The organism is Variovorax sp. N23 (genome assembly GCF_025486315.1).
Lineage (GTDB): Bacteria > Pseudomonadota > Gammaproteobacteria > Burkholderiales > Burkholderiaceae_C > Variovorax.
The window spans coordinates 357,961-381,615 of sequence record NZ_JAOOPY010000001.1; the positions used below are offsets into that span (position 1 = coordinate 357,961).

Annotated in this window: 18 protein-coding genes, 1 other RNA gene and 2 pseudogenes; 10 read left to right on the top strand and 11 right to left on the bottom strand. The window is 66.4% G+C overall.

Annotated elements, in window-relative coordinates:
* Window positions 1-16: 16 nt before the first annotated feature.
* The 7 genes and pseudogenes from rpsA to gyrA all read right to left on the bottom strand — a co-directional run.
* A pseudogene (gene rpsA, locus N8A90_RS01715) lies at window positions 17-1,858 on the bottom strand (30S ribosomal protein S1); the annotation flags it as partial.
* A gap of 4 nt (window positions 1,859-1,862) precedes the next feature.
* On the bottom strand, window positions 1,863-3,860 hold the full coding sequence (locus N8A90_RS01720; RefSeq protein WP_262072911.1) for a bifunctional 3-phosphoshikimate 1-carboxyvinyltransferase/cytidylate kinase: 1,998 nt from the start codon (window positions 3,858-3,860) through the stop codon (window positions 1,863-1,865).
* 5 nt (window positions 3,861-3,865) lie between these two features.
* Window positions 3,866-4,723 (bottom strand): prephenate dehydrogenase, encoded by an 858-nt coding sequence (locus tag N8A90_RS01725; protein ID WP_262072912.1) that lies wholly within the window; start codon window positions 4,721-4,723, stop codon window positions 3,866-3,868.
* Between the two features lie 9 nt (window positions 4,724-4,732).
* Complete coding sequence (pheA, locus tag N8A90_RS01730) at window positions 4,733-5,851, bottom strand: prephenate dehydratase (protein ID WP_262072913.1); 1,119 nt, start codon at window positions 5,849-5,851, stop codon at window positions 4,733-4,735.
* A 26-nt stretch (window positions 5,852-5,877) separates the two neighbouring features.
* Window positions 5,878-6,945, bottom strand: coding sequence for a 3-phosphoserine/phosphohydroxythreonine transaminase (gene serC / locus N8A90_RS01735; protein ID WP_262073142.1), 1,068 nt, complete (start codon window positions 6,943-6,945; stop codon window positions 5,878-5,880).
* 53 nt (window positions 6,946-6,998) lie between these two features.
* Window positions 6,999-7,589, bottom strand: coding sequence for a DUF2059 domain-containing protein (locus tag N8A90_RS01740; RefSeq protein ID WP_262072914.1), 591 nt, complete (start codon window positions 7,587-7,589; stop codon window positions 6,999-7,001).
* Window positions 7,586-10,231 carry a DNA gyrase subunit A gene (gene gyrA, locus N8A90_RS01745; protein WP_262072915.1) on the bottom strand — a complete coding sequence of 882 codons (2,646 nt, stop codon included), beginning with the start codon at window positions 10,229-10,231 and terminating at the stop codon, window positions 7,586-7,588. Before gyrA ends, N8A90_RS01740 begins: the two co-directional genes overlap by 4 nt.
* Before the next feature lie 223 nt (window positions 10,232-10,454).
* Between gyrA and ompA the strand changes: the two genes are divergently transcribed.
* The 6 genes and pseudogenes from ompA to N8A90_RS01775 all read left to right on the top strand — a co-directional run bounded on the left by ompA (window position 10,455) and on the right by N8A90_RS01775 (window position 14,818).
* On the top strand, window positions 10,455-11,111 hold the full coding sequence (ompA, locus tag N8A90_RS01750; protein ID WP_316043996.1) for an outer membrane protein OmpA: 657 nt from the start codon (window positions 10,455-10,457) through the stop codon (window positions 11,109-11,111).
* Between the two features lie 70 nt (window positions 11,112-11,181).
* The gene (gene ubiG / locus N8A90_RS01755) at window positions 11,182-11,892 is read left to right on the top strand and encodes a bifunctional 2-polyprenyl-6-hydroxyphenol methylase/3-demethylubiquinol 3-O-methyltransferase UbiG (protein WP_262072916.1); all 711 of its coding nucleotides are present in this window, start codon (window positions 11,182-11,184) and stop codon (window positions 11,890-11,892) included.
* Window positions 11,892-12,560 (top strand): phosphoglycolate phosphatase, encoded by a 669-nt coding sequence (gene gph, locus N8A90_RS01760; protein ID WP_262072917.1) that lies wholly within the window; start codon window positions 11,892-11,894, stop codon window positions 12,558-12,560. Before ubiG ends, gph begins: the two co-directional genes overlap by 1 nt.
* A gap of 12 nt (window positions 12,561-12,572) precedes the next feature.
* Window positions 12,573-12,959, top strand: a transfer-messenger RNA (tmRNA) gene (gene ssrA, locus N8A90_RS01765).
* A 264-nt stretch (window positions 12,960-13,223) separates the two neighbouring features.
* Window positions 13,224-13,479, top strand: a pseudogene (locus tag N8A90_RS01770) (integrase core domain-containing protein); the annotation flags it as partial.
* 592 nt (window positions 13,480-14,071) lie between these two features.
* Window positions 14,072-14,818, top strand: coding sequence for a sterol desaturase family protein (locus N8A90_RS01775; RefSeq protein WP_262072918.1), 747 nt, complete (start codon window positions 14,072-14,074; stop codon window positions 14,816-14,818).
* 145 nt (window positions 14,819-14,963) lie between these two features.
* On the opposite strand, the gene N8A90_RS01780 is transcribed toward N8A90_RS01775, so the two are convergent.
* From N8A90_RS01780 to N8A90_RS01795, 4 genes are all read right to left on the bottom strand, one after another.
* Entirely contained in the window at window positions 14,964-15,479 is a 516-nt protein-coding gene (locus N8A90_RS01780) for a MarR family winged helix-turn-helix transcriptional regulator (RefSeq protein ID WP_262072919.1), read from the bottom strand.
* An 89-nt stretch (window positions 15,480-15,568) separates the two neighbouring features.
* Window positions 15,569-16,537, bottom strand: a complete 969-nt coding sequence (locus N8A90_RS01785; protein ID WP_262072920.1) for a PDR/VanB family oxidoreductase — start codon at window positions 16,535-16,537, stop codon at window positions 15,569-15,571.
* Window positions 16,538-16,556: 19 nt separating this feature from the next.
* Complete coding sequence (locus N8A90_RS01790) at window positions 16,557-17,621, bottom strand: aromatic ring-hydroxylating oxygenase subunit alpha (protein ID WP_262072921.1); 1,065 nt, start codon at window positions 17,619-17,621, stop codon at window positions 16,557-16,559.
* Window positions 17,622-17,663: 42 nt separating this feature from the next.
* Window positions 17,664-19,004, bottom strand: a complete 1,341-nt coding sequence (locus N8A90_RS01795; protein WP_262072922.1) for an MFS transporter — start codon at window positions 19,002-19,004, stop codon at window positions 17,664-17,666.
* A gap of 295 nt (window positions 19,005-19,299) precedes the next feature.
* Between N8A90_RS01795 and ggt the strand changes: the two genes are divergently transcribed.
* The 4 genes from ggt (at window position 19,300) to N8A90_RS01815 (ending at window position 23,644) form a co-directional block, all read left to right on the top strand.
* Entirely contained in the window at window positions 19,300-20,979 is a 1,680-nt protein-coding gene (gene ggt / locus N8A90_RS01800; protein ID WP_262073144.1) for a gamma-glutamyltransferase, read from the top strand.
* A gap of 46 nt (window positions 20,980-21,025) precedes the next feature.
* Window positions 21,026-21,757: a pseudouridine synthase gene (locus N8A90_RS01805; protein WP_262072923.1), complete on the top strand. Its 732-nt coding sequence runs from the start codon at window positions 21,026-21,028 to the stop codon at window positions 21,755-21,757.
* A 101-nt stretch (window positions 21,758-21,858) separates the two neighbouring features.
* Entirely contained in the window at window positions 21,859-22,851 is a 993-nt protein-coding gene (locus N8A90_RS01810; protein WP_262072924.1) for a selenium-binding protein SBP56-related protein, read from the top strand.
* 7 nt (window positions 22,852-22,858) lie between these two features.
* Window positions 22,859-23,644: a polysaccharide deacetylase family protein gene (locus tag N8A90_RS01815; protein WP_262072925.1), complete on the top strand. Its 786-nt coding sequence runs from the start codon at window positions 22,859-22,861 to the stop codon at window positions 23,642-23,644.
* Window positions 23,645-23,655: the final 11 nt, after the last annotated feature.

The following is a 23,655-nucleotide window of genomic DNA, read 5'->3' on the forward strand; positions in this document are numbered from 1 at the left end:
TGTCTGCTGGGTCAGCTTACTTGTCGCTGTTGTCCAGCTTGGCGCGCAGCAGGGCGCCCAGGCTCGTCGTACCGGCGTTCTCGCGGGCCGACTGCTGGCTCAGGCTGGCCATGGCGCCTTGCTCGTCGACCATGTCCTTCTGCTTGATCGACAGCTGGATGTTGCGGGTCTTGCGATCCACATTGACCACCACGGCCGTGACTTCGTCACCTTCCTTGAGCACGTTGCGGGCATCTTCGACGCGGTCGCGCGAGATTTCCGACGCACGCAGGTAGCCGATGATGTCTTCGCCCAGGTCGATCTCAGCGCCACGCGCGTCCACGGTCTTGACCTTGCCGGTCACGATCTGGCCCTTGTCGTTCACGGTCGTGAACGTGGTGAAGGGATCGCTGTCGAGTTGCTTGATGCCCAGGCTGATGCGTTCGCGGTCGACGTCCACCGCCAGCACGAGCGCTTCGACTTCCTGGCCCTTCTTGTAGTTGCGCACCGCGGCTTCGCCGGTTTCGTTCCACGAGAGGTCCGACAGGTGAACCAGACCGTCGATGCCGGCAGCCAGACCCACGAACACGCCGAAGTCGGTGATCGACTTGATCGGGCCCTTGACGCGGTCGCCACGCTTCGTGTTCTGAGCGAACTCTTGCCACGGGTTGGCCTTGCACTGCTTCATGCCCAGGCTGATGCGGCGCTTGTCTTCGTCGATCTCGAGGACCATGACTTCGACTTCGTCGCCCAGCGAGACGATCTTGTTCGGCGCGATGTTCTTGTTGGTCCAGTCCATTTCGGAGACGTGCACCAGGCCTTCGATGCCGGGTTCGAGTTCGACGAACGCGCCGTAGTCGGCGATGTTCGTGACCTTGCCGAACAGGCGGGTCGATTGCGGGTAGCGGCGCGAAACGCCCATCCACGGGTCGTCACCCATTTGCTTGAGACCCAGCGAGACACGGTTCTTCTCGGTGTCGAACTTGAGGATCTTGGCGGTGATTTCCTGGCCGGCCTGAACGACTTCGCTCGGGTGGCGAACACGGCGCCAGGCCATGTCGGTGATGTGCAGCAGACCGTCGATGCCGCCGAGGTCGACGAACGCACCGTATTCGGTGATGTTCTTGACCACGCCACGGACGACTGCGCCTTCCTTCAGCGTTTCCATCAGCTTGGCGCGTTCTTCGCCCATGCTGGCTTCGACCACGGCACGACGCGACAGCACGACGTTGTTGCGCTTGCGGTCGAGCTTGATGACCTTGAATTCCAGGGTCTTGTTCTCGTACGGGGTCAGGTCCTTGATCGGACGCGTGTCGATCAGCGAGCCCGGCAGGAACGCGCGGATGCCGTTGACGAGGACGGTCAGGCCGCCCTTGACCTTGCCGCTGGTGGTGCCGGTGACGAAGTCGCCGGATTCCAGTGCCTTCTCCAGGGCGAGCCACGAAGCCAGACGCTTGGCGGTGTCGCGCGAGAGGATGGTGTCGCCGTAGCCGTTCTCGACGGAACCGATGGCCACGGAAACGAAATCGCCGGCCTGGACTTCGAGTTCGCCCTTGTCGTTCTTGAACTCCTCGATCGGCACGTACGCTTCGGACTTCAGTCCGGCGTTCACGACGACGTGGTTGTGTTCGACGCGCACGACTTCAGCGGTGATGACTTCACCGGTGCGCATTTCGGAACGCTTCAGGGACTCTTCGAATAGATCGGCAAAAGATTCGGACATAGTGTCTTTTCCTTCCGTCACGCAGGGTTCGCAGCTGCACCATTGCAACTGGCTTTGGGTCTGGAGACGGCGGTTGTGGGCTGGGGGCCCGGTTGGGTTGCGAAAACCGGCAAGTCGATGCGCTGTCGCGCGGCGGGGACCTGCCGGACTGAAATACCCCTCAAGAAGACTCGAAAGGCTGTGCTTCCTGCCACCAGTTCAACACCTGTTCGACCGATTGCGCGATCGAGAGTTGGGAGTTGTCCAGGCGGCGGGCATCCTGTGCCGGCTTCAGAGGAGCGACGCTGCGGGACGAGTCCCGGGCGTCGCGAGCTTCCAGGTCGGCGCGAAGACTGTCGAGTGTAGTCGAAATCCCCTTTGAAATCAACTGCTTATGCCGCCGTTCGGCGCGCTGTACGGCGCTGGCCGTCAGGAAGACCTTGAGCACCGCGTCGGGGAAGATCACCGTGCCCATGTCGCGTCCGTCGGCGACCAGGCCCGGCAGGCGGCGGAAGCGCTTCTGCAGCGACAGCAGGGCCGCGCGCACGGCGGGCAGCGCCGAGACGCGAGAGGCGTCCATGCCCGCGGCCTCGGTGCGGATGGCGTCGCTCACGTCCTCGCCTGCCAGCATCACCTTGCCCTTGTCGAACTGCAGCGGCAGCGTTTCGGCCAGTGCGGCGATCTCGGCCTCGTGGGCCGGCTCCGGCTCGAGGCCCCGGCGGCGCATGGCAAGTCCCGTCACGCGGTAGAGCGATCCGGAATCCAGGTAGTGGTAGCCCAGCTCGTGCGCGACCTCGACAGCGAGCGTGCCCTTGCCGGAGGCAGTCGGCCCGTCGATGCAGATGACCGGAATCTCGGGCACGTCGATGACGGTGAACAGCGTCTCGAAGTAGTCCGGAAAGGTCTTGGCGACGCAGTGCGGGTCGAGGATGCGCACCGGCAGGCCGGCCGGGTTGAAGGCGGCGAGCGAAAAACACATCGCCACGCGGTGGTCGTCGTAGGTCTTGATGCGGGCGGCACGCCAGTCGGTGGCGGCGAGCGGATGCACCCGAATGAAATCGGGGCCGTCCTCGACCGTGGCGCCGAGCTTGCGCAGCTCGGCGGCCATCGCATCGATGCGGTCGGTTTCCTTGACGCGCCAGCTGGCGATGTTGCGCAGCGTGCTGGGACCGTCGGCATGGAGCGCCATCACGGCCAGCGTCATGGCCGCATCGGGGATGTGGTTGGCGTCGAGGTCGATGGCCTTCAGCGGCCAGGCGCCGCGCGCGACCTGCAGCCAGTTCGGGCCGCTCTCCACGTTGGCGCCCATCTGGCGCGCGGCCTCGATGAAGCGGATGTCGCCCTGGATCGACTCTGCCCCCACGCCCTCGATGCGCAGCGGGCCGCCGGTGGCCGCCAGGGCGCCGAGTGCGATGAAATAGCTGGCCGACGAGGCATCGGCTTCGACATGGATCTCGCCCGGCGAGCGGTAGCGGCTGCCCGCCGGAATCGTGAACCGCTGCCAGCCGTCGCGCTGTACGGCGATGCCGAAGCGCGCCAGCAGGTTCAGCGTGATCTCGATGTAGGGCTTGGAGATCAGCTCGCCGACGACGTCGATGGTGATGTCGCGCACCGCCACCAGCGGCAGCGCGAGCAGCAGGGCGGTGAGGAACTGGCTCGAGACGTCGCCGCGGACGCGGATCGGCGCGTCGAGCGTCAGGTGCGCCGGCGCGACGGGGTGGATGCGCAGCGGCGGGTAGCCCGGGTTGCCGAGGTAGTCGATCTGGCAGCCGAGCTGCGTGAGCGCGTCGACCAGGTCGCCGATCGGGCGCTCGTGCATGCGGGGCACGCCGCTGAGTTCGAAGTCACCACCCAGCAGCGACAGCGCCGCGGTCAGGGGGCGCATCGCGGTGCCGGCATTGCCCAGGAAGAGCGTGGCCTGTGGCGTGTGCAGCTTGCCGTTCAGCCCGTGGATGCGCACAGTGCTGCCCGACAACTCGACGCCACAGCCCAGCGCGCGCAGCGCATCGAGCATGACCCGGGTGTCGTCGGAGTCGAGCAGGTCGTGGACCGTGGTCGTGCCTTCGGCGAGTGCGGCCAGCAGCAGCACGCGGTTGGAAATGCTCTTGGAGCCCGGCAGGCGCACGGTGCCGGCAGCGGCGACGAAAGGGGGAAGATCGAGAAAGGCGGTCGAGAACATGGGATTCAGCCGCGCCACTGCGAGCGGGTGCGGCGGGCCGCCTCGATCGCTTCCTCGAGGGCCTGGGCATCGCCTGCGGCGAGCAGCGCTTCGAGTTGCATGAGCGTCTTGCGGAAGGCTTGCGATTGCAGCAGCACCTGCTCGCGGTTGGCCAGCAGGATGTCGCGCCACACGGCGGGGTCGCTGGCGGCGATGCGGCTGAAGTCGCGAAAGCCCGGTCCGGCGCGTTCGAGCATGCGGGCGCCATCGGGCTGTTCGGCAATGCCGTTGATGAAGGCGAAGGCCAGCAGATGCGGCAGGTGGCTCACGGCGGCGAAGGCGCTGTCGTGCTCCTGCGGTGTCATGGTCAGAACCTGGGCGCCGATGGCCGTCCAGAGCTGCGTGGCACGCTGCACGTTGGAGCGCAGCGTGGTCTTGGTCGGCGTCAGGATCACCTGCCGGCCGTCGAACAGCGAGGCCTCGGCGTGTTCGACGCCGGCCACTTCCTTGCCGGCGATCGGATGGGCCGGCACGAAGCTGGCGAACTGCGTCTGCAGGCCGCGGCGTGCGGCCTCGATCACGTCACCCTTGGTGGAGCCGACGTCCATCACCAGCGTGTCGGACGACACACCGTGGCGGATCGCCTTGAAGGTCGCTTCCGACGCTGCCACGGGCACGGCGACCAGCACCAGGTCGGCGCCGGACACCGCCAGCAGCGCCGAAGGTGCCGCCACGTCGATCACGCCCAGCTGGCGTGCGCGTTCCGTGGTGGAGGGGGACTTGCTGTAGCCCACCACGCGCTTGACCAGCTTGGCGCGCTTGAGCGCCAGCGCAAAAGAACCGCCCATGAGGCCGCAGCCGATCAGACCGAGTTGCTCGAACATCCGCGAGCCTCAGGACGTGACCGGGTAGGCGCCCAGCACCTTGTAGAAGGCGCAGAGGCCGCGCAATTCCTCCAGCGCCGCTGCCACGTTGGGCTGCGACGGGTGGCCGTCGAGGTCGATGTAGAAGTAGTACTCCCATTGGCCCGTGCGGGCCGGGCGGGATTCGAAGCGCGTCATCGACACCTTGTTGGCCTTCAGCGGCATCAGCAGGTCGTGCACGGCACCCGGCCGGTTGGGCACCGAGACGACCAGGCTGGTGCAGTCGCGGCCCGAGGCCGGGGGCATCGCGAGCGTCTGCGGCAGGCAGATGATGGCGAAGCGGGTGCGGTTGTACGAATCGTCCTGGACGGCGTGGGCCACGATGTGCAGCCCGAAGCGGGTCGCGGCGCGTTCGCCGGCCAGCGCGGCCCAGGCCGGGTTCTCGGCGGCGAGACGGGCGCCTTCGGCGTTGCTCGAGACGGCGCGGCGCTCGGCGTGGGGCAGGTGCTTGGACAGCCAGGTCTGGCACTGCGCCAGCGCCTGCGGATGCGCCAGCACGGCTTCGATGCCGCCCAGCGCATTTTCCTTGCGCAGCAGATGGTGGCGCACCAGCAGGCTGACCTCGCCCACGACGTGGGCCGGAGAATGCAGGAACAGGTCGAGCGACCGCGTGACGACGCCTTCGGTCGAATTCTCGACGCCGACCACGCCGTACTGGGCGCTGCCGGCCGCGGTGGCATGGAAGACTTCGTCGAAGCTGGCGCAATAGATGAGGTCGGCCGCGCCGCCGAAATATTCGACGGCTGCCGCCTCGCAGAAGGTGCCTTCGGGGCCGAGCACCGCGACCCGCTGGGGCGATTCGAGCGCCAGGCAGGCCGACATGATCTCGCGCCAGATCGCAGCAACGTGCAGGCTCTTGAGCGGGCCCGGGTTGCTGCGTTGCATCTTCTCGATCACCTGCGCCACGCGGTCGGGGCGGAAGAAGGGCGTGCCTTCGCGCTTTTTGACCTCACCCACCTGTTCGGCGACGTGGGCGCGCTGGTTCAGCAGGTCGAGCAGGCGCTGGTCGAGCGCGTCGATCTGCACGCGCAGATCGGCGAGGCTGGCGGAGCTTTCGGGCGCCGTGGGCGAGGGTGGGGTCTGGGACATCGTGCGAGAAAGAAGAGGGGCAGGCTTCAGGCCTGCGACCGCTCGAATTCTCGCATGTAGGCCACCAGCGCCTGCACGCCCTCGAGCGGCATGGCGTTGTAGATGCTGGCGCGCATGCCGCCCACGGACTTGTGGCCCTTGAGCTGCAGCAGACCCGCATCGCGGGCCCCTGCCAGGAAGGCGTCGTTGCGGCTTTCGTCGCGCAGGAAGAAGGGGATGTTCATCCGCGAACGGCAGGCCGGGTCGATCCGGTTCTCGTAGAAGGCCGAGCCGTCGATGAAGCCGTAGAGCAGCGCCGCCTTGGCGATGTTGCGTTGCTCCATCGCCGCCACGCCGGTCAGCTCGCCCTCGCGCTGCTGCAGCAGCCAGTCGAAGGTCAGGCCGGCCATGTAGATGCCCCAGGTCGGCGGCGTGTTGTACATCGACTGGTTGTCGGCCACCGTCTTGTAATTGAAGGCGCTCGGGCAGATCTCGAGGGCGTGGCCCAGGAGGTCGTCGCGCACCACGACGATGGTCAGCCCGGCCGGGCCGATGTTCTTCTGGGCGCCGCCGAAGGCCAGGCCGACGCGGCGCCAGTCGACGGGTCGTGACGCGACGTGGGAGGAGAAGTCGATCACCAGCGGTGCATCGCTGCCCAGCGCCGCCAGATCGGGCAGTTCCTGGAATTCGATGCCGTTGATCGTCTCGTTGGTGCACGCGTGCACGTAGGCGGCGCCGGGCGTCAGCTGCCAGGTCGAGGGCGCCGGCAGCCGCGTGTGCTTGCCGTCGGCATTGCTCGCGACGATGCGTGCGTCGCAATAGCGCTGCGCTTCCTTGTGCGACTTGATGCTCCAGCTGCCCGTGATGACGAAATCGGCCACCCCGCCACGGGACAGGTTCATGGGAACGATGGCGTTCTCGCCGAGCCCGCCGCCCTGCATGAACAGGATGTGGAAGTTCGTGGGGATGGCCAGCAGCGTGCGCAGGTCGGCTTCGGCCTTCGTGGCAATGGCCCCGAACTCCTTGCCGCGGTGGCTCATTTCCATCACGCCCATGCCGCTGCCATGCCAGTCGAGCATCTCGGCGGCCGCGCGTCGGAGCACGGCTTCTGGCATGGCCGCCGGGCCGGCGGAGAAGTTGTACGGGCGGGTGCCCACCGCCGCGTCCGTCACTTCTTGGCGGGCGCTTTGGCCGCGGGCTTGGCCGGTTGCTGCGCCGCGGGCGGTTGGCCGTTGGTGGGCGCGCCCAGTGCCTTGGCGACGCTCACGTTCAGCGCCTGAAGCTTGGGGTCGATCGTGGGGCGCACGTCAGCCACCAGCTTCTGGGTCAGCGCGTTGCCCAGCTGCGGGTTCAACTCGGAGAACTTCTTGTTCAGCGGCGAGCTGAGCCAGGCGACGAGCTGCTTGAGTTCGTCTTCATTGAAGTTCTGCTCCAGCAGCGGGCCGACGGTGGTCGGCGCCAGCTGGATGGCCTTGTCGCGCACGATCGGGAAGGCTTCCTGAACATACTTCTGGACCTCGGCTTCGGCGGCCTTGCCGAGTGCTTCGCGCTTCTCGGCGGGCACCTGCGTCTGCAGGTATTCGCTGCCGGCCTGGAGGATGGGGGACACCGAATCGTTGACCAGCAGGCGCGCCATGCCCTCGACGGCCGGGCGCTGGACGTCGAGCAATTGCTTCACGAGCGCGGCCTTGTCTTGGGCCATGGCGATCGAACTGGTGGCCAGTGCGACCGTCAGGACCGCAAGCTTGAAATTTTTCACTGAGGGTTCTCCGTTGAAGATGTGGAAGTGTCGTCGTTGCCGACGTCGTTTTCGACGTTGGCATCGTTTTCGACGATACGCTGCAGGCCGCTGAGCTTGGCGCCTTCGTCGAGGCCGATGAGCGTCACGCCCTGGGTGGCGCGGCCGAGTTCGCGAATTTCGGCGACCCGGGTGCGCACCAGCACGCCCTTGTCGGTGATCAGCATGATCTCGTCGTCGGCATGCACCAGCGTCGCTGCGACGACCTTGCCGTTGCGCTCACTCTGTTGAATGGCAATCATGCCTTTGGTTCCCCGGCCATGGCGGGTGTACTCGGTAATGCTTGTGCGCTTTCCGTAACCGTTTTCGGTCGCGGTCAGGACGCTTTGCTGCTCGTCTTCGGCCACCAGCATGGCGATCACGCCCTGACCGGGGTCGAGCGACATGCCGCGCACGCCACGGGCATTGCGGCCCAGCGGTCGGACGTCTTCCTCGTCGAAGCGCACCGCCTTGCCGCCGTCGCTGAACAGCATCACGTCATGCTTGCCGTCGGTCAGCGCCGCGCCGATGAGGTAGTCGCCGTCGTCGAGGTTCACCGCGATGATGCCGCCCTTGCGCGGGTTGTTGAACTCGTCGAGCGCCGTCTTCTTGACCGTGCCCATGGAGGTCGCCATGAAGATGTACTGGTCGGCCGGGAAGGTGCGCTTGTCGCCGGTCAGCGCCAGCACGACGTTGATCTTCTCGCCTTCCTGCAACGGGAACATGTTGACGATCGGGCGCCCGCGCGAACCGCGCGACCCCGCCGGCACTTCCCATACCTTGAGCCAGTAGAGTCGGCCGCGGTTGGAGAAGCACAGGATGTAGTCGTGCGTGTTGGCGATGAAGAGCTGGTCGATCCAGTCGTCTTCCTTGGTGGCGGTGGCCTGCTTGCCGCGCCCGCCGCGCTTCTGCGCACGGTATTCGCCCAGCGGCTGGCTCTTGATGTAGCCGCTGTGCGAGAGCGTCACGACCATGTCGGTCGGCGTGATCAGGTCTTCGGTCGACAGGTCGTAGGCGCTGTGTTCGACCTGGCTGCGGCGCGCGCCCAGCTTGGTCTGGCCGAACTCCTGTTTGATGACGGTGAGTTCGTCGCCGATGATGGTCGATACGCGCTCCGGTCGGGCCAGGATGTCGAGCAGGTCGTCGATCTCGGCCATCACTTCCTTGTACTCGGCGACGATCTTGTCCTGCTCCAGGCCGGTCAGGCGCTGCAGGCGCATCTGCAGGATTTCCTGGGCCTGCGTCTCCGACAGGCGATACAGGCCGTCGCTGCCCATGCCGAATTCCTTCTCCAGGCCATCGGGGCGGTAGTCGTCGGCATTCACCACGCCGCCATCGGCACGGCTGCGGGTCAGCATCTCGCGCACCAGCTTGCTGTCCCAGGGCTTGCTCATCAGCTCGGCCTTGGCCACCGGCGGGGTCGGCGCATTGCGGATGATCGCGATGAAGTCGTCGATGTTGGCCAGCGCCACGGCCAGACCTTCGAGCACGTGGCCGCGTTCGCGCGCCTTGCGCAGCGTGAACACCGTCCGCCGGGTGACGACTTCGCGCCGGTGCTGCAGGAAGACCTGGATCAGGTCCTTCAGGTTGCACAGCTTCGGCTGGCCGTCGATCAGCGCCACCATGTTGATGCCGAAGGTGTCCTGCAGCTGCGTCTGCTTGTACAGGTTGTTGAGCACCACCTCCGGCACCTCGCCGCGCTTGAGCTCGATCACCAGGCGCATGCCCGACTTGTCGGACTCGTCCTGGATGTGGCTGATGCCTTCGATCTTCTTCTCGTGCACCAGTTCGGCCATGCGCTCCTGCAGCGTCTTCTTGTTGACCTGGTAGGGAAGCTCGTCGACGATGATCGCCTGGCGCTGGCCGCGGTCGATGTCCTCGAAGTGGCACTTGGCGCGCATCACCACCTTGCCGCGGCCGGTGCGGTAGCCGTCCTTGATGCCGTTGATGCCGTAGATGATGCCGGCGGTGGGGAAGTCCGGCGCCGGGATGATCTCCATCAGCTCGTCGATGCTGGCGTCCGGGGCCCGCAGCAGGTACAGACAGGCGTCGACCACCTCGTTGAGGTTGTGCGGCGGGATATTGGTGGCCATGCCGACGGCGATGCCGCCGGAGCCATTGACCAGCAAATTGGGCAATTTGCTGGGCAGCACGGCCGGTTCTTTTTCCGAGCCGTCGTAATTGTCCTGGAAGTCGACGGTTTCCTTGTCGATATCGCCCAGCATTTCGTGCGCGATTTTCGACAGTCGAATTTCGGTATAGCGCATCGCCGCCGCCATATCGCCGTCGACCGAGCCGAAATTGCCCTGGCCGTCGACCAGCATGTGGCGCATCGAGAAGTTCTGCGCCAGCCGCACGATCGTGTCGTACACCGACTGGTCGCCGTGCGGGTGGTACTTGCCGATGACGTCGCCCACGATACGCGCCGACTTCTTGTACGGGCGGTTCCAGTCGTTGTTCAGTTCGTGCATCGCGAAGAGCACGCGGCGATGCACCGGCTTCAGGCCGTCTCGGGCATCGGGGAGTGCGCGCCCCACGATCACGCTCATGGCGTAGTCGAGATAGCTGCGACGCATTTCCTCTTCGAGGCTGATGGGAAGTGTTTCTTTGGCGAACGAGGTCATGGGCAGCAGGCGGACAGCAAGGAGCGGAATTTTACGCCGCCGGAGGTGTCGTACCGCAGCAACACAAGCGCCGTATTCCGCCACCGTCCTACGCTTCGTGCACCCGTGGCGGACTGTTTGCCAAAGACCCTATGGCACAATCGCCTCAACGTTTTGGGTGGTGGTCACTTAAAGCGTCCTTGATTCGCAGCGCGGCTGCGGCTTTTTCCCCAAGAGGAGAACCATGAAGAAACTGAATAAAGTGGCGATGATGTTTGCAGTCGCTGCGCTCGCCACTGCCGCCGGCGCGCAGACCCGTGTCACCGCAGCAAATGGCGGTCCCGTCATTGACAACTGGCAAAACGGCACCGGCGAACTCGTCTGGAAGAACGGTACGAACGAACTGTGCTGGCGCGATGCCAACTGGACGCCTGCAACGGCTGCCACGGGTTGCGATGGCGCCCTGGTGCCCGCCGCCCCCGCGACGGTCGCAACGCCGGGCACCCCGGTTGCTCCGGTCGCCCCGCCGGCACCGCCCGCTGCTTCGAAGGTCACCTTCGCTGCCGACGCATTCTTCGACTTCGACAAGTCGGTGCTGAAGCCCGAAGGCCGCGCCAAGCTCGACGACCTCGTGTCGAAGATCCGTGATGTCAACCTCGAAGTCATCATCGCCGTCGGCCACACCGACTCGATCGGCTCGGACGCCTACAACCAGCGCCTGTCGGTTCGCCGTGCAGAAGCCGTCAAGGCCTACCTGGTGACCAAGGGCATCGAACGCAATCGCGTCTACACCGAAGGCAAGGGCGAGAAGCAACCTGTGGCGGACAACAAGACCGCCGAAGGCCGCGCCAAGAACCGCCGCGTGGAAATCGAAGTGGTTGGTACCCGCGCCAACCGTTGATTCGCAAGAATCAACCGACGAAACCCCGCCTCGGCGGGGTTTTTTTATTGGCTCTTCCATAATGGCTCCCATGACAGAACACGTGAATGCCGACCCGGCGGAACTCGCCAAGTTTTCCGAGCTCGCCCATCGTTGGTGGGACCTCGACAGCGAATTCAGGCCCCTGCACGAGATCAATCCGCTCCGGCTGGAGTGGATCGACGGCCTCGTCCCGCTGGCGGGGTCGCGTGCCCTTGATGTCGGCTGCGGCGGCGGCATCCTGGCGGATTCCATGGCGCGCAAGGGGGCGGAAGTCCTCGGTATCGACCTGGCGGACAAGGCGCTGAAGGTGGCACAACTGCACGCGCTCGAGGCCTCGACGCCGAACGTGAAGTACCGCAAGGTCAGCGTCGAGGCGCTGGCGGCAGAACAGCCGGCCAGCTTCGACGTGGTCACCTGCATGGAGATGCTCGAACACGTGCCGCAACCTGCGTCCGTCGTCAAGGCCTGCGCCGATCTGGTCAAGCCGGGCGGCTGGGTGTTCTTCTCGACCATCAACCGTAATGCCAAGGCCTTCCTGCTGGCCATCGTCGGGGCGGAGTACGTGCTCGGCATGCTGCCCCGCGGGACGCACGAATACCAGAAGCTGATTCGGCCCAGTGAGCTTGCGGCCTATTGCCGCGCGGCCGACCTGGATCTGCGCCACACACGCGGTCTCGAACACAACCCGCTGACCCGCCGTTACTGGCTCAGCGCCGACACCAGCGTCAACTACATGTTCGCGACCAGGAAGCCCGGCTGATGGCTGCTTCTTCCATCGAGGCGGTGCTGTTCGATCTGGACGGCACCTTGGTTGACAGTGCGCCCGAACTGGGTGCGGCGGCCGACAAGATGCGTGTCGATCGGGGCTTGCCCTCCTTGCCGCTGGCGCAGTATCGGCCCATGGCCGGTGCCGGGGCGCGCGGCATGCTCGGCATCGCCTTCGGCATCACGCCCGACACGCCCGACTTCGGGGTACTGCGCGAAGAGTTCTTTCGCAACTACGAAGCGCGCATGCTCCTGAACACGCATGTCTTCGATGGCGTGGCCGAGTTGATCGGCGTGCTGCAGACCCGGCGGCTGGCGTGGGGCATCGTGACCAACAAGTCGAAGCGCTTCACCGAGCCGCTGGTGCGGTCGATCGAGGTGTTCTCGAGCGCCGGTGCCGTGATCAGCGGCGACACCACGCCGTTTTCCAAGCCACACCCCGAACCCCTGTTCGAGGCTGCCCGCCGCCTCGAACTCGACCCCGCACGGTGCGTCTACGTCGGCGACGACGAGCGCGACATCATCGCGGGTCGCGCCGCCGGCATGCGCACGGTCGCGGCGACCTACGGCTACATGGGCGTGCAGGCCGATGCCACGCAGTGGGAGGCCGATGGTGCGATCGATTCTCCGGCGGCGCTCTTGCAATGGCTGAAAGCGGCCTAAAATGACAAGCTTGGGGCTGCACTGGTTTCGACGTGGGTTCGGAATCGCAGCGGTGCATGTCGAGCTGAATGCGCTCGTAAAACAGATTCAAACAAACTAACTGCAAACGACGAACGTTTCGCACTCGCTGCTTAATTGCCAGTGAGCCTTGCAACAGTTGGCCGATGGGCTGGGCAAGGGGGTGAAGGAGCAATCCGACGCCTCCCGGCTGCAAGGATAATTACATGGGCTGGTTTCGATCCGGGTGCCTTGGGTTGGAACGAGAAAATAGGGCACTGGCGTCCGGTTTAGCGTGCGACTGCGCGACTCCGGAAGCGAGATCCAAATCAGACCGCTAAACATGTAGATCTGTGCGAAGAAGGCTTGCGGACGGGGGTTCAAATCCCCCCAGCTCCACCAACATAACGTTCAAGGGCGTTCACTGACATCCAGTGAACGCCCTTTTTCATTGGGGAGGCCACCATTTATTGTGCAAAGAGGTCCTGTGACCTGCCCCCTCCCAGCCGTACCAGCGTAGTGGCAGCGAAATCCGTCAACTTGGAGAACGACGGACACGAGAAAGAGCAGGTCTATCGAGGCGCAGATCATCGGTTTCATCAAGCAGGCCGAGGCCGGCTTGCCGATCGAGGATCTGTGCCGCAAAGGCGGCTTCAGCGACGCGATGGAATATCGGGCCAGCGCGTCACGCGACTGCTCGACCAGGCAGCTGTCTTCAGGGACTACCCGCTGGCCGTGTGCGCAGATAACGGCCCGGAGTTCAAGCCGTGCGTTCATGGCCTGGGCCAGCACGCATGGCATTCGCCACATCCTGATCGAGCCGGGACGGCCGATGCAGAACGGCTACATCGAGAGCTTCAACGGCAAGTTCGGGGACGAGTGCCTGAACGAGCAATGGTTCGAGACGCTGCAGCAGGCCAGGTCGGACCTGGGGCTTATCGCGGCTCCGTCGTGTTGGCACGCGACTTCGGAAACGACGTTCGCGCAAGGCACTTGAACACGGCTTCGGACTGGGTCGATCAGGCAGCGTCGACTTGGCTGACGAGTGGCACCCTCTTGAATTTTTCGATCATGTTGACGTTGGTCCTGCTTCTGAGGGTCAGTCGGCTCATCAGGCGCAACTGAGGGCCGGATATCGAGGGAATACGCTGTCGCCCGAGGTGGCGACGAGGCTCCGGTTGCGAATTCCTTCGCCGCAATGGAGGTCCGGAGCGACGCCCGTCCACCACCGCCGGTCGCGATGCGCCCGCCGATCAGAGGTCGTCCTGCAATCCTCGGCATCAAAGTTCAACCCGCGAGAGGCGGAAGCTCCTGTCATCGGGTTGAGCTACGATCCGGCTCCGCGATGAGCCAGTTCGTCGGCGCGGAACGCGCCCCATGGATTCGCATCGTCGTGCCGGTTGCCTCGGGAATTGCAATGCGTTGGCAGAGCGGGTTCTGCGTGGCTGGCACGGGTTCGTGGATGCGGCGCCTGATTCAGCCTGGATCCTTCTCCACCCTAGTTACTGCGGCCCGTGTCTAGATACCTCACCAATCCGCTCATCTTCAACGGGCTCCTCTTCGTTGCCTTGGTGCTGGTCTTCGGGCTGGCCGAGCGGCGCTGGCGCGCACGACCCATTCCATGGCGCTCGGTGCTGGTTGCCGACATCGCCGCAACCTTGTTCTACGTGGTGATCGTCGCGCAAGCCGCACAGTTCCTGAATCGCTGGATTGCCGTGCGCGGGCCCTGGCCGGCCCTCCTGGGCGAGTGGCCCTTGTGGGCCCGCCTCGTGCTCTATCTCGTCGTCGCGGATTTCGGGGCCTACTGGATACACCGCCTGGTGCATCTGCGGCCGTTCTGGCGAGTGCATCGCTGGCATCACCTGCCCACCCGCATGTACTGGCTGGCCGGCACCCGGAGTTCGATCCTGCAGCAGACGCTGTTCAACCTGCCGTACATCTTCGCGAGCCCCTTGCTCGACGTCTCGCCGTGGTGGATCGCGAGCGGGCTGTTCGCCCTGATGGCGGTGACCAATTCGTGGATGCACATGAACGTGCGATGGCAGCTCGGCTGGCTCGACTGGTTCCTCGTCACGCCGCGCAGCCACGAGATCCACCACAGCGACCGGCCCGAGCACTACCAGAGCAACTTCGGCGTCCTGCTGTCCGTGTGGGACAGGCTGTTCGGCACCTTCTGTTCGCCGCGACAGGTCGACGCATCGGCCCTGCGCTTCGGCATCTCGGACAAAGTGCCGCTCGCACGTTTGACCATCGGGCTTTGAGTAGGTTGCCCTCGAAGTCGGTGGCCGCGCATCGCAAGAGGTTTCGTGGGGCTACAGAATCTTTGTTCAGCTGCCCCGCCGCGCCGATGCGTGGCGGATGTCCCTTCCTGCGCAGCGGCGCCGACCGCTGGGGCCTCGGCGGCCATCAGCTCGAGCCCGGGCCTTCGTCCGTGTCGGCGGTCGCTTTCGACGTCCCTCGACGCAGAGGCGCCCGGCTTCGCTCGTTGTTATGGCTGACGAACTTGCGCAGCAGGTCCAGCAGGTCTGCGCTCTCCTGGGGCGTGAGGCCATTCAGCAGCGTGGTCTGCAAGATCTGGATGGGCGACTTCAGGCTGTCGAGCAGCGCCTCGCCTGCCGCCGTGAGTTCGAGGCGTCGCCGTCCCCGTGCGCCCACGCTGCGCGAAATCCATCCCTTGGCTTCCAGTCGGGCCGCGATGTCGGCGCATGACGAGGTGTCGATGGCGACTTCCTGCGCGACGGTGAGCTGATCGATGCCCGGCTTTTCGCCGAGCACCTTCAACACGGCGTACTGGATCGGCGTGACCTCGCGGCCCACGACGTCCAGGAACACCGAGACCGAGATCTGATGCGCACGCCGGATCAGGTGGCCCGGCTGGTCGTGAAGGTCGATGAGGGAGGAGTCGTGCGGCAGAGTGGGCATGCGCGATGAACCGGCAACGGCGAAGAAGGAGCCGCGCGATTCTCCCTCACCCCCGCGTCGGCACGGCGGGCCTGATCCAGGCCGGCCTGCTACAGGTCCAGCACCAGCAGCTTCGAGCGCGCGCGCGAGCAGCAGGGGGTGAACTGGTCGTTGGCCGCCTGCTCTTCGGGCGTGAGGTACAGGTCCTTGTGATCGGGCTCGCCCTGGAGCACGCGCGTGAGGCAGGTCCCGCACACGCCCTGTTCGCATGACACCTGAACCTTCACGCCTGCATCGCCGAGGGCCTGCACGACGGTGCGATCGGCGGGGATGTGGATCACGCGGCCCGAACTGGCGATCTGGACATCGAAGGCGCCGTCCGTGGCTGACGGTGCGACGCTCGCGCCGAAGAACTCGAAGTGCAGCCGCGTCTCGGGCCAGCCCGCGGTGCGGGCGCTGGCCAGGACCCAGTCCATGAAGCCCTTGGGGCCGCACACATACAGGTGCGTCTGGTCGGGCATGGCGCGCAGGACCTGCTCGATGTCCAGCTTCTGTTCGGCCGCGCCGTCGTCGAAATGCAGCGTCACCTGCGAGGCGAAGGCCGCCTCGGCGATGCGTTGGCGAAAGGCGGTGCGCTCGGGCGATCGGGTGCAGTAGTGCATCTCGAAGGGATGGCCGATGGCGGCCATGCGTTCGGCCATGCAGAGGAGGGGCGTCACGCCGATCCCGCCGGCGAGAAGGAGGCTGTGCGGCGCATCGCTCGCGATCGGAAAGTGGTTCTTCGGCGCGCTGATGCGCAGCGTCCTGCCTTCCTCGATCTCGTCGTGCATGGCGCGCGAGCCCCCGCGCGAGGCCGGGTCGCGCAGCACGCCGATCAGGTAGCGGTGGTTTTCCGTGGCGTCGTTGCACAGCGAATACTGCCGCGTCAGGCCCGAGGGCAGGTGCACGTCGATGTGCGATCCGGCCGAGAAGGCCGGCAGGCCTTGCCCGTCGGTGCGAACGAGTTCAAAGGTGCAGATGTCAATCGCCTCCGGCGTCTTGCGCGCGACGCGCACGGTGAATTCCGAGATGTCGGTCATGGATGTCGTCGTGTCCGGTTCATGCCGCAGCCGCCGCGGACGTTGCGCCTGTGGTCGCCGCCTGCTCCTGCGCGATGAGCCGTTCGATCACGCGGCGCGATTGCACGCCGCCTGCATCGATGTTGAGCTTGAGCAGCGCGCGCGTGGGGTGCGCCAGCAGGTTGCGCTGCTGTTGCTCCAGCATCTGCAGGTCTTCGCTGAAGATCTGGCCCTGGCCTTCGCGAATGGTCTCGGTCAGTGCCTTGTCTTCGGGCCGGAAGTTGCGCGCCATGCCCCAGAAGTACCAGATCGACGTGTCGGTCTCCGGCGTGATGAAGTCGACCACGATGCTCGATGCCTTGTGGGCGGCGTCGGCCGCGTAGCCGCCCTTGCCCGCGTGGGCCACGCCGACCTCGATCAGCACATGGCTCGGCGGCGTGAAGCGGCAGATCTGCCAGCGGTCCACCGGCACGTCGTCGGCCAGGCCGTTGCCGCGCAATGCCATGCGCCAGAACGGCGGGGCGGAGATGTTCTCCATCAGGCGGCTGGTGATGACCTCGTCGCCCTCGACCCGGGTGGCGACCGGCGTCTCGTCGATCTCCTTCTGGCCGATGCTGCTCGCGTGCACGTAGGTCTCGTGCGTGAGGTCCATCAGGTTGTCGATCATCAGGCGGTAGTCGCACTGGATGTGATACAGCCCGCCGCCATAGGCCCACTCGCTGCTCTCGGCCCATTCGAGGTGGTGCAGCTTGGCCGCGTCGGCCTGCGCGGCGTCGCCGGGCCAGATCCAGACGAAGCCGTAGCGCTCGATCAGCGGGAAGCTGCGAATCGGCGGAAAGCCGCGCACGCGCTGGCCGGGCATCGCCACCGTCTTGCCGTCGCAGCCCATTTCGAGCCCGTGATAGCCGCACACCAGCTTGCCGTCGACCACGCGGCCGAGCGACAGCGGCGCGCCGCGGTGAGGGCAGAAGTCCTCCAGCGCGGCGACGCGGCCGTCCGCATCGCGGTAGAAGACGATCGACTCGTTGCAGACCTTGCGGCCCAGCGGCTTGTCGGTGACCTCGTCGCTCGTGCAGGCGACGTACCAGGCATTCTTGGGGAACATCGTGAGGCTCCTTGTGTGGATGGAAGTGAATGCTGCCGTGCTTCAGTGGGCCGAAGCGGCGAGCCGGGGTCGAGGGCCGGCGCCCACCTGCCGGCCCAGCGCCATCGCCGAGGCGGCGGCTGCGAGCAGCGGCAGTGCGTAGACGTAGTAAAGATGCGGCGCGGGCCACCCGCTGTCGAGCAGCAAGCCCGCGACCATCGGGCCGAGCACGGCGCCCAGGCGGCCGATGCCGATGGCCCATCCCAGGCCCGTCGTGCGCACCGCGGCCGGATAGATCACCGGCGCAAAGGCATAGAGCCCGGCCATCGAGGCGAAGATGAACGCGCCGATGGCACCGGCGGCCGCGAAGGCGAGGCCGAGATCGTGGGTGAACAGGCCGAAGGCGGCCACCGCGAGGGCCGTCAGGCACAGTGCGGACGCGGTCAGCGGGCGTAGCGCGACGCGGGCGGCCAGCAGGCCGAAGACGCTGCCGCCCACGATGCCACCCAGATTCAGCAGCACGCCGCCGGTCACGCCCTGCCGGGCCGAGAGGCCGGCCGAGACGAGCAGCTTGGGTGTCCAGCTGAGCGCGAAGTAGAAGCTGAACATCAGCAGGAAGAAGCCCGCCCACAGCCAGAGCGTGGACGATCGCAGGCCGGGGCCGAACAGGGCCGAGATGCTGCCGCCGGATGCCTTGGCCGCTGCGGCGCGTGCCGGCAGCTGGTCCAGGGCGGGTTGCTGCATGCGCCGCAGCAGCCCGTTGACCTTGGGCAGTGCGCCCGCAGGTTGCCGCGTCATCAGGAAGTCGAGCGATTCGGGCAGCCGCCAGAGCACCATGGGAATCATCAGCGCCGTGGCCAGGCTGCCGAAGACAAAGACGGACCGCCAGCCATGCTGCTCCAGCAGGACGGCGGCGATGGTCCCGCCGATCGTGGCGCCGATCGGATACCCCGTGGCCTGCAGGCCGATGGCGGTGCTGCGCCACTTGTCGGACGCGAACTCCGAGGTGATGACGCCCACGCTGGCCAGCATGCCGCCGATGCCCACGCCGGTGAACGCGCGCAGCAGGCCGAGTTCGGTGCTGCTGCGCGACAGCGCCGACAAGCCCATGCCCGCCGTGACGATGACCAGGCAGAGCAGGATCACGGTCTGGCGCCCCCATCGGTCGGCCAGCGGCGCCAGGAAGAGCGAACCCAGCGCCATGCCGACCAGGCCGGCGCTGAACAGGAAGCCGAGCGCAGCGCCATTGAGCTGCCACTCCGCCGAGATGCTCGAGGCGGTGAACGCCATCACCAGCACGTCGAAGCCGTCGAGCATGACCAGCATCACGCAGATCGCCACGGCCAACCATTGGAAAGGGGTCATCGGGCCCTGGTCGAGCGTCCGCCTGATATCGCGATTCATCGTGTCTGTCCTTGATATGGGTCTGATCTCTTGTCGATCAGTACACTGATTGTCGAAATAATCAGGGAAGCTGGAATTCGGGTTTACCCGTTTCCGGGCGGGGCGCGTGCGTCTTTGCGTCCGATGCCGGCGGTGGTGGCACCTGCGCCTCGGACGGACGTTGCATGATCTCCGGTGCGCGGGCGTGCCGATCGGCAGACGGCGGGCGCAATATCCCCGTTTTTCACAAGGAGGCAACACCATGAAGATGATTCCCTGGGCGGCGCGCTGGTCGGTCGCGGCGGCCGTGATGGCCATGACGGCGTTCCCCGCCGTGCACGCCGCGTCGCAGGCGCCGGTGGCGGCGCAGAACGGGATGGTCGTGAGTGCGCAGCACCTCGCCACCCGGGTCGGCGTCGACGTGCTCAAACGCGGCGGCAACGCCATCGATGCGGCAGTGGCCGTCGGCTATGCGCTCGCCGTGGTGTACCCGGCCGCGGGCAACCTCGGCGGCGGCGGCTTCATGACGGTCCAGCTGGCCGACGGCCGCAAGACCTTCCTCGACTTTCGCGAGAAGGCGCCGCTGGCGGCCACGGCCAACATGTACCTCGACAAGGAGGGCAACGTCATCAAGGGGCTGAGCACCCGCGGCCATCTCGCCGTCGGCGTGCCGGGCACGGTCTCGGGCATGGAGTACGCCCGCGAAAAGTACGGAACGATGAAGCGGGCGGCGCTCATCGCCCCTTCCATCGCGCTGGCCGACCAGGGCTTTGCGCTGGCGCAGGGCGACGTCGACATGCTGCTGACGGCGACCGGCGATTTCAGGAAGGACGACGTGTCGGGTGCCATCTTCCTGAAGCAGGGCGAGCCCTTCGCGGTCGGCCAGAAGCTGGTGCAGAAGGACTTGGCCAAGACGCTGCGCGCCATCAGCCAGCACGGCACCGACGGCTTCTACAAGGGCTGGGTCGGCCAGGCGATCGTCGCGTCCAGCCAGGCCGGTCAGGGCCTCATCACGCAGGCCGACCTCGACCAGTACAGCACGCGCGAACTGGCGCCGGTCGAGTGCGACTACCGCGGCTACCGCATCGTGTCCGCGCCGCCGCCGAGCTCGGGTGGCGTGATCATCTGCGAGATGCTCAACATCCTGGAGGGCTACCCGCTGAAGGACCTGGGCTTCCGCTCGGCGCAGGCGGTGCACTACCAGATCGAAGCGATGCGCCACGTCTACGTCGACCGCAACAGCTACCTCGGCGACCCGGACTTCGTGAAGAACCCGCTCGACCGCCTGCTGGACAAGGGCTACGCCGAGAAGATCCGCGGTGTGATCGACCCGGCCAAGGCGGGTGTGTCGAAGGACATCAAGCCCGGCGTCGCGCCGCATGAAGGCAGCAACACCACGCACTACTCGATCACCGACCAGTGGGGCAACGCGGTGTCCGTGACCTACACCCTCAACGACTGGTTCGGCGCCAAGGTCACGGCGGCCAAGACGGGCGTGCTGCTCAACAACGAGATGGACGACTTCACCGCAAAGGTCGGCGTGCCCAACCTGTACGGCCTGGTGCAGGGCGAAGCCAATGCCATCGCCCCCGGCAAGCGGCCGTTGAGCTCGATGAGCCCGACGATCGTCAGCAAAGACGGCAAGCCGGTCTTCGTGGTCGGCACGCCCGGCGGCAGCCGCATCATCACGGCGGTGCTGCACACCATCCTGAACGTGGTCGACTACGGCATGAACGTGCAGGAAGCCGTCGATGCGCCGCGCTTCCACCAGCAATGGCTGCCAGACGTGACCAACGTCGAGACCTACGCCATCTCGCCCGACACCCGCAAGCTGCTCATCGACATGGGCCACAACCTGGGCGTGCCGCAGCCGGCGAACCACATGGCGGCGATCATCGTCGGTGCGCCGTCGCTGGGCGGCAAGCCGGTGGGCAACAATCGCTTCTACGGCGCGAACGATCCGCGGCGCAACACCGGGCTCGCGCTCGGCTACTGAACCCACGCTTTTCCGGCGGCGGCCGCGTCCGCCGCCCGTCCCATCGATGCAACTCCAGGACATTCTCTACACCCAGGGCTTCGGCACGCGCCGCGTCTGCGCCGGGCTCGTGCAACAGGGCTTCGTGACGATCGACGGGGCCGTCGCCACCGATCCGAGCGCCGACGTGGCTGTCGCCGACGGCCTGCGCTTCACCGTGCAGGGCACCGCCTGGGAATACCACGAAAAAGCCTATCTGCTGCTGCACAAGCCGGCCGGCACCGAATGCTCCCAGAAGCCCTCGACCTGGCCCAGCATCTACACCCTGCTGCCGTCGCCGCTGCGGCTGCGGCCGAACAAGGGCGCGGTGCAGGGCGTGCAGGCCATCGGCCGGCTCGACCAGGACACGACCGGGCTGCTGCTGCTGACCGACGACGGCCAGTTCATCCACCGCATGGGCTCGCCCAAGCACCACGTGCCCAAGGTGTACGAGGTGGCCGTCAAGCATCCGCTCGACGACGCCCAGGTGCAGAAGCTGATGGCCGGGGTGGTGCTGGACGACGACCCGAAGCCGGTGCGCGCCGCGGCCTGCGAGGCGGTCGCGCCGCTGCACCTGCGGCTCACGCTGACCGAAGGCAAGTACCACCAGGTCAAGCGCATGGTGGCGGCGGTCGGCAACCGGGTCGAGGCGCTGCACCGGTCGCAGATCGGCGCGCTGACACTGCCGGCCGAACTGGCACCCGGCCAGTGGCGCTGGCTCAGCGCGGCGGAGGTCGAGGCGCTGCGCAGCGCACGCTGACCTGTAGTTTTGCTGGCGAATTTGCACGCGTCGCACCAAGACGGTCAGCCACCGCTAAGGCTTGCACGTTATGGTTCGACCTGCTGTCCCGGAAGCTTCCCTTGCGATTTCTTGCCACCGCCCACGGCCGCCTCGCGGCCTTTTTCTTCGCCTGCGCCCTGCACGCGGTGCCCGCCCTGGCCGCCGAGCCGCCGCCGCTCTTTGTCCTCAACTCGCTCGACGCCACCGTCAGCGTGATCGACCCGGCCACCTGGGTTGAAAAGACGCGCATTCCGACGGGCAAGGAGCCGCACCACATCTACATGACGCCGGACGAGCGTTCGGTGATCGTGGCCAATTCCGCCGGCGATTCGCTGACCTTCCTGAACCCGCGCACGGGCGACGTGCAGCGCGTGGTCTACGGCATCATCGATCCGTACCAGCTGCAGTTCTCGCGCGACATGAAGTGGTTCGTGACCGCGGCCAACCGCCTGAACCACGTCGACATCTACCGCTGGGACGGCAAGGACCTGACGCTGGCCAGGCGCATCGCCACCGGCAAGACGCCCAGCCACATCTGGATCGACGCGACCAGCACCGTGGCCTACGTCACCATGCAGGACAGCGACGAGCTCATCGCCGTCGACCTGCACACGCAGACCATCCGCTGGCGCACCGCCACCGGCCCCATGCCGGCCGACATCTTCGGGGTTCATGGCGACCGCACCCTGCTGGTCGGCCTGACCGGCGGCGACGGCGTGCAGGTGTTCGACGTGGCCGGCCCTCAGCCCAGGGCGGTCGGCAAGATCTTCACCGGCAAGGGCGCGCATGCGTTCCGTTCCGCGGGCGACGGCCAGAGCGTGTTCCTGAGCAACCGCGTCGCCAACACCATCAGCCGCATCGACCTCAAGACGCTCCAGGTGACCGAGACCTACCCGGTGCCCGGCGGGCCGGACTGCATGGACCTGTCGGCCGATGGCAAGACCCTGTATGTGACCTCTCGCTGGGCCAAGAAGCTCAGCGTGATCGACCTGGCCAGCCGCAAGGTGGTGCGCCAGGTGAATGTCGGGCGCTCGCCGCACGGCGTGTGGACCCTGGACCATGCCAAGCGCTGACCGGCCGATGCGCCGCCGCCTCGTCGCCGGGCTGCTTGCTTTCTGCGTGGCGGGCGGTGCGATGGCGCAGGCAAAGTGCGAGAAGCCGCTGTACCTGACCTTCGACACCGGCCATATGGGTGTCGCGCCGCTGATCGCCGAAGTGCTCAAGCGCCAGGACGTGCGCGTGACCTTCTTCGGCGCGGCCGAGCGCACGCTGACCGACGGCGACAGCCTGGACAACCACTGGGCGCCGTGGTGGAAGGCGAGGGCGGCCGAGGGGAACGAGTTCGCGTCGCACACCTACGACCATGTGTACTGGCGCGGTGACGTGAAGGGCATCGAACCACAGTTCCGTGTGCGTCCCTCGGCCGGTGGCCTGGCGGGCCGGGAATTCACCTGGAGCGCAGCCCAGTACTGCGAGAACATCCAGAAGGCCAGCGACCGCATCGGCCACGTCACCGGCAAGAAGCCGCTGCCGCTGTTCCGCGCACCCGGTGGCAAGACCTCGCCCAAGCTGCTCGCGGCCGCCAAGGCCTGCGGCTTCGCGCACGTCGGCTGGGCGCCGGCGGGCTTCCTGGGCGACGAACTGCCCAGCGAGACCTTCCCCAACGACAAGCTGCTGCAGCAGGCGCTCGACCGGATCAGGCCGGGCGACATCCTGCTGGCCCACCTGGGCATCTGGTCGCGCAAGGACCCCTGGGCGCCGGCCGTGCTCGAGCCGCTGATCGTCGGCCTGAAGGCCAAGGGCTTCTGCTTCGAGACGCTGCGGGCGCACCCCGCCTACCGCGACTGGATCGCGGCGCACCCCTGACGATCGAGGCG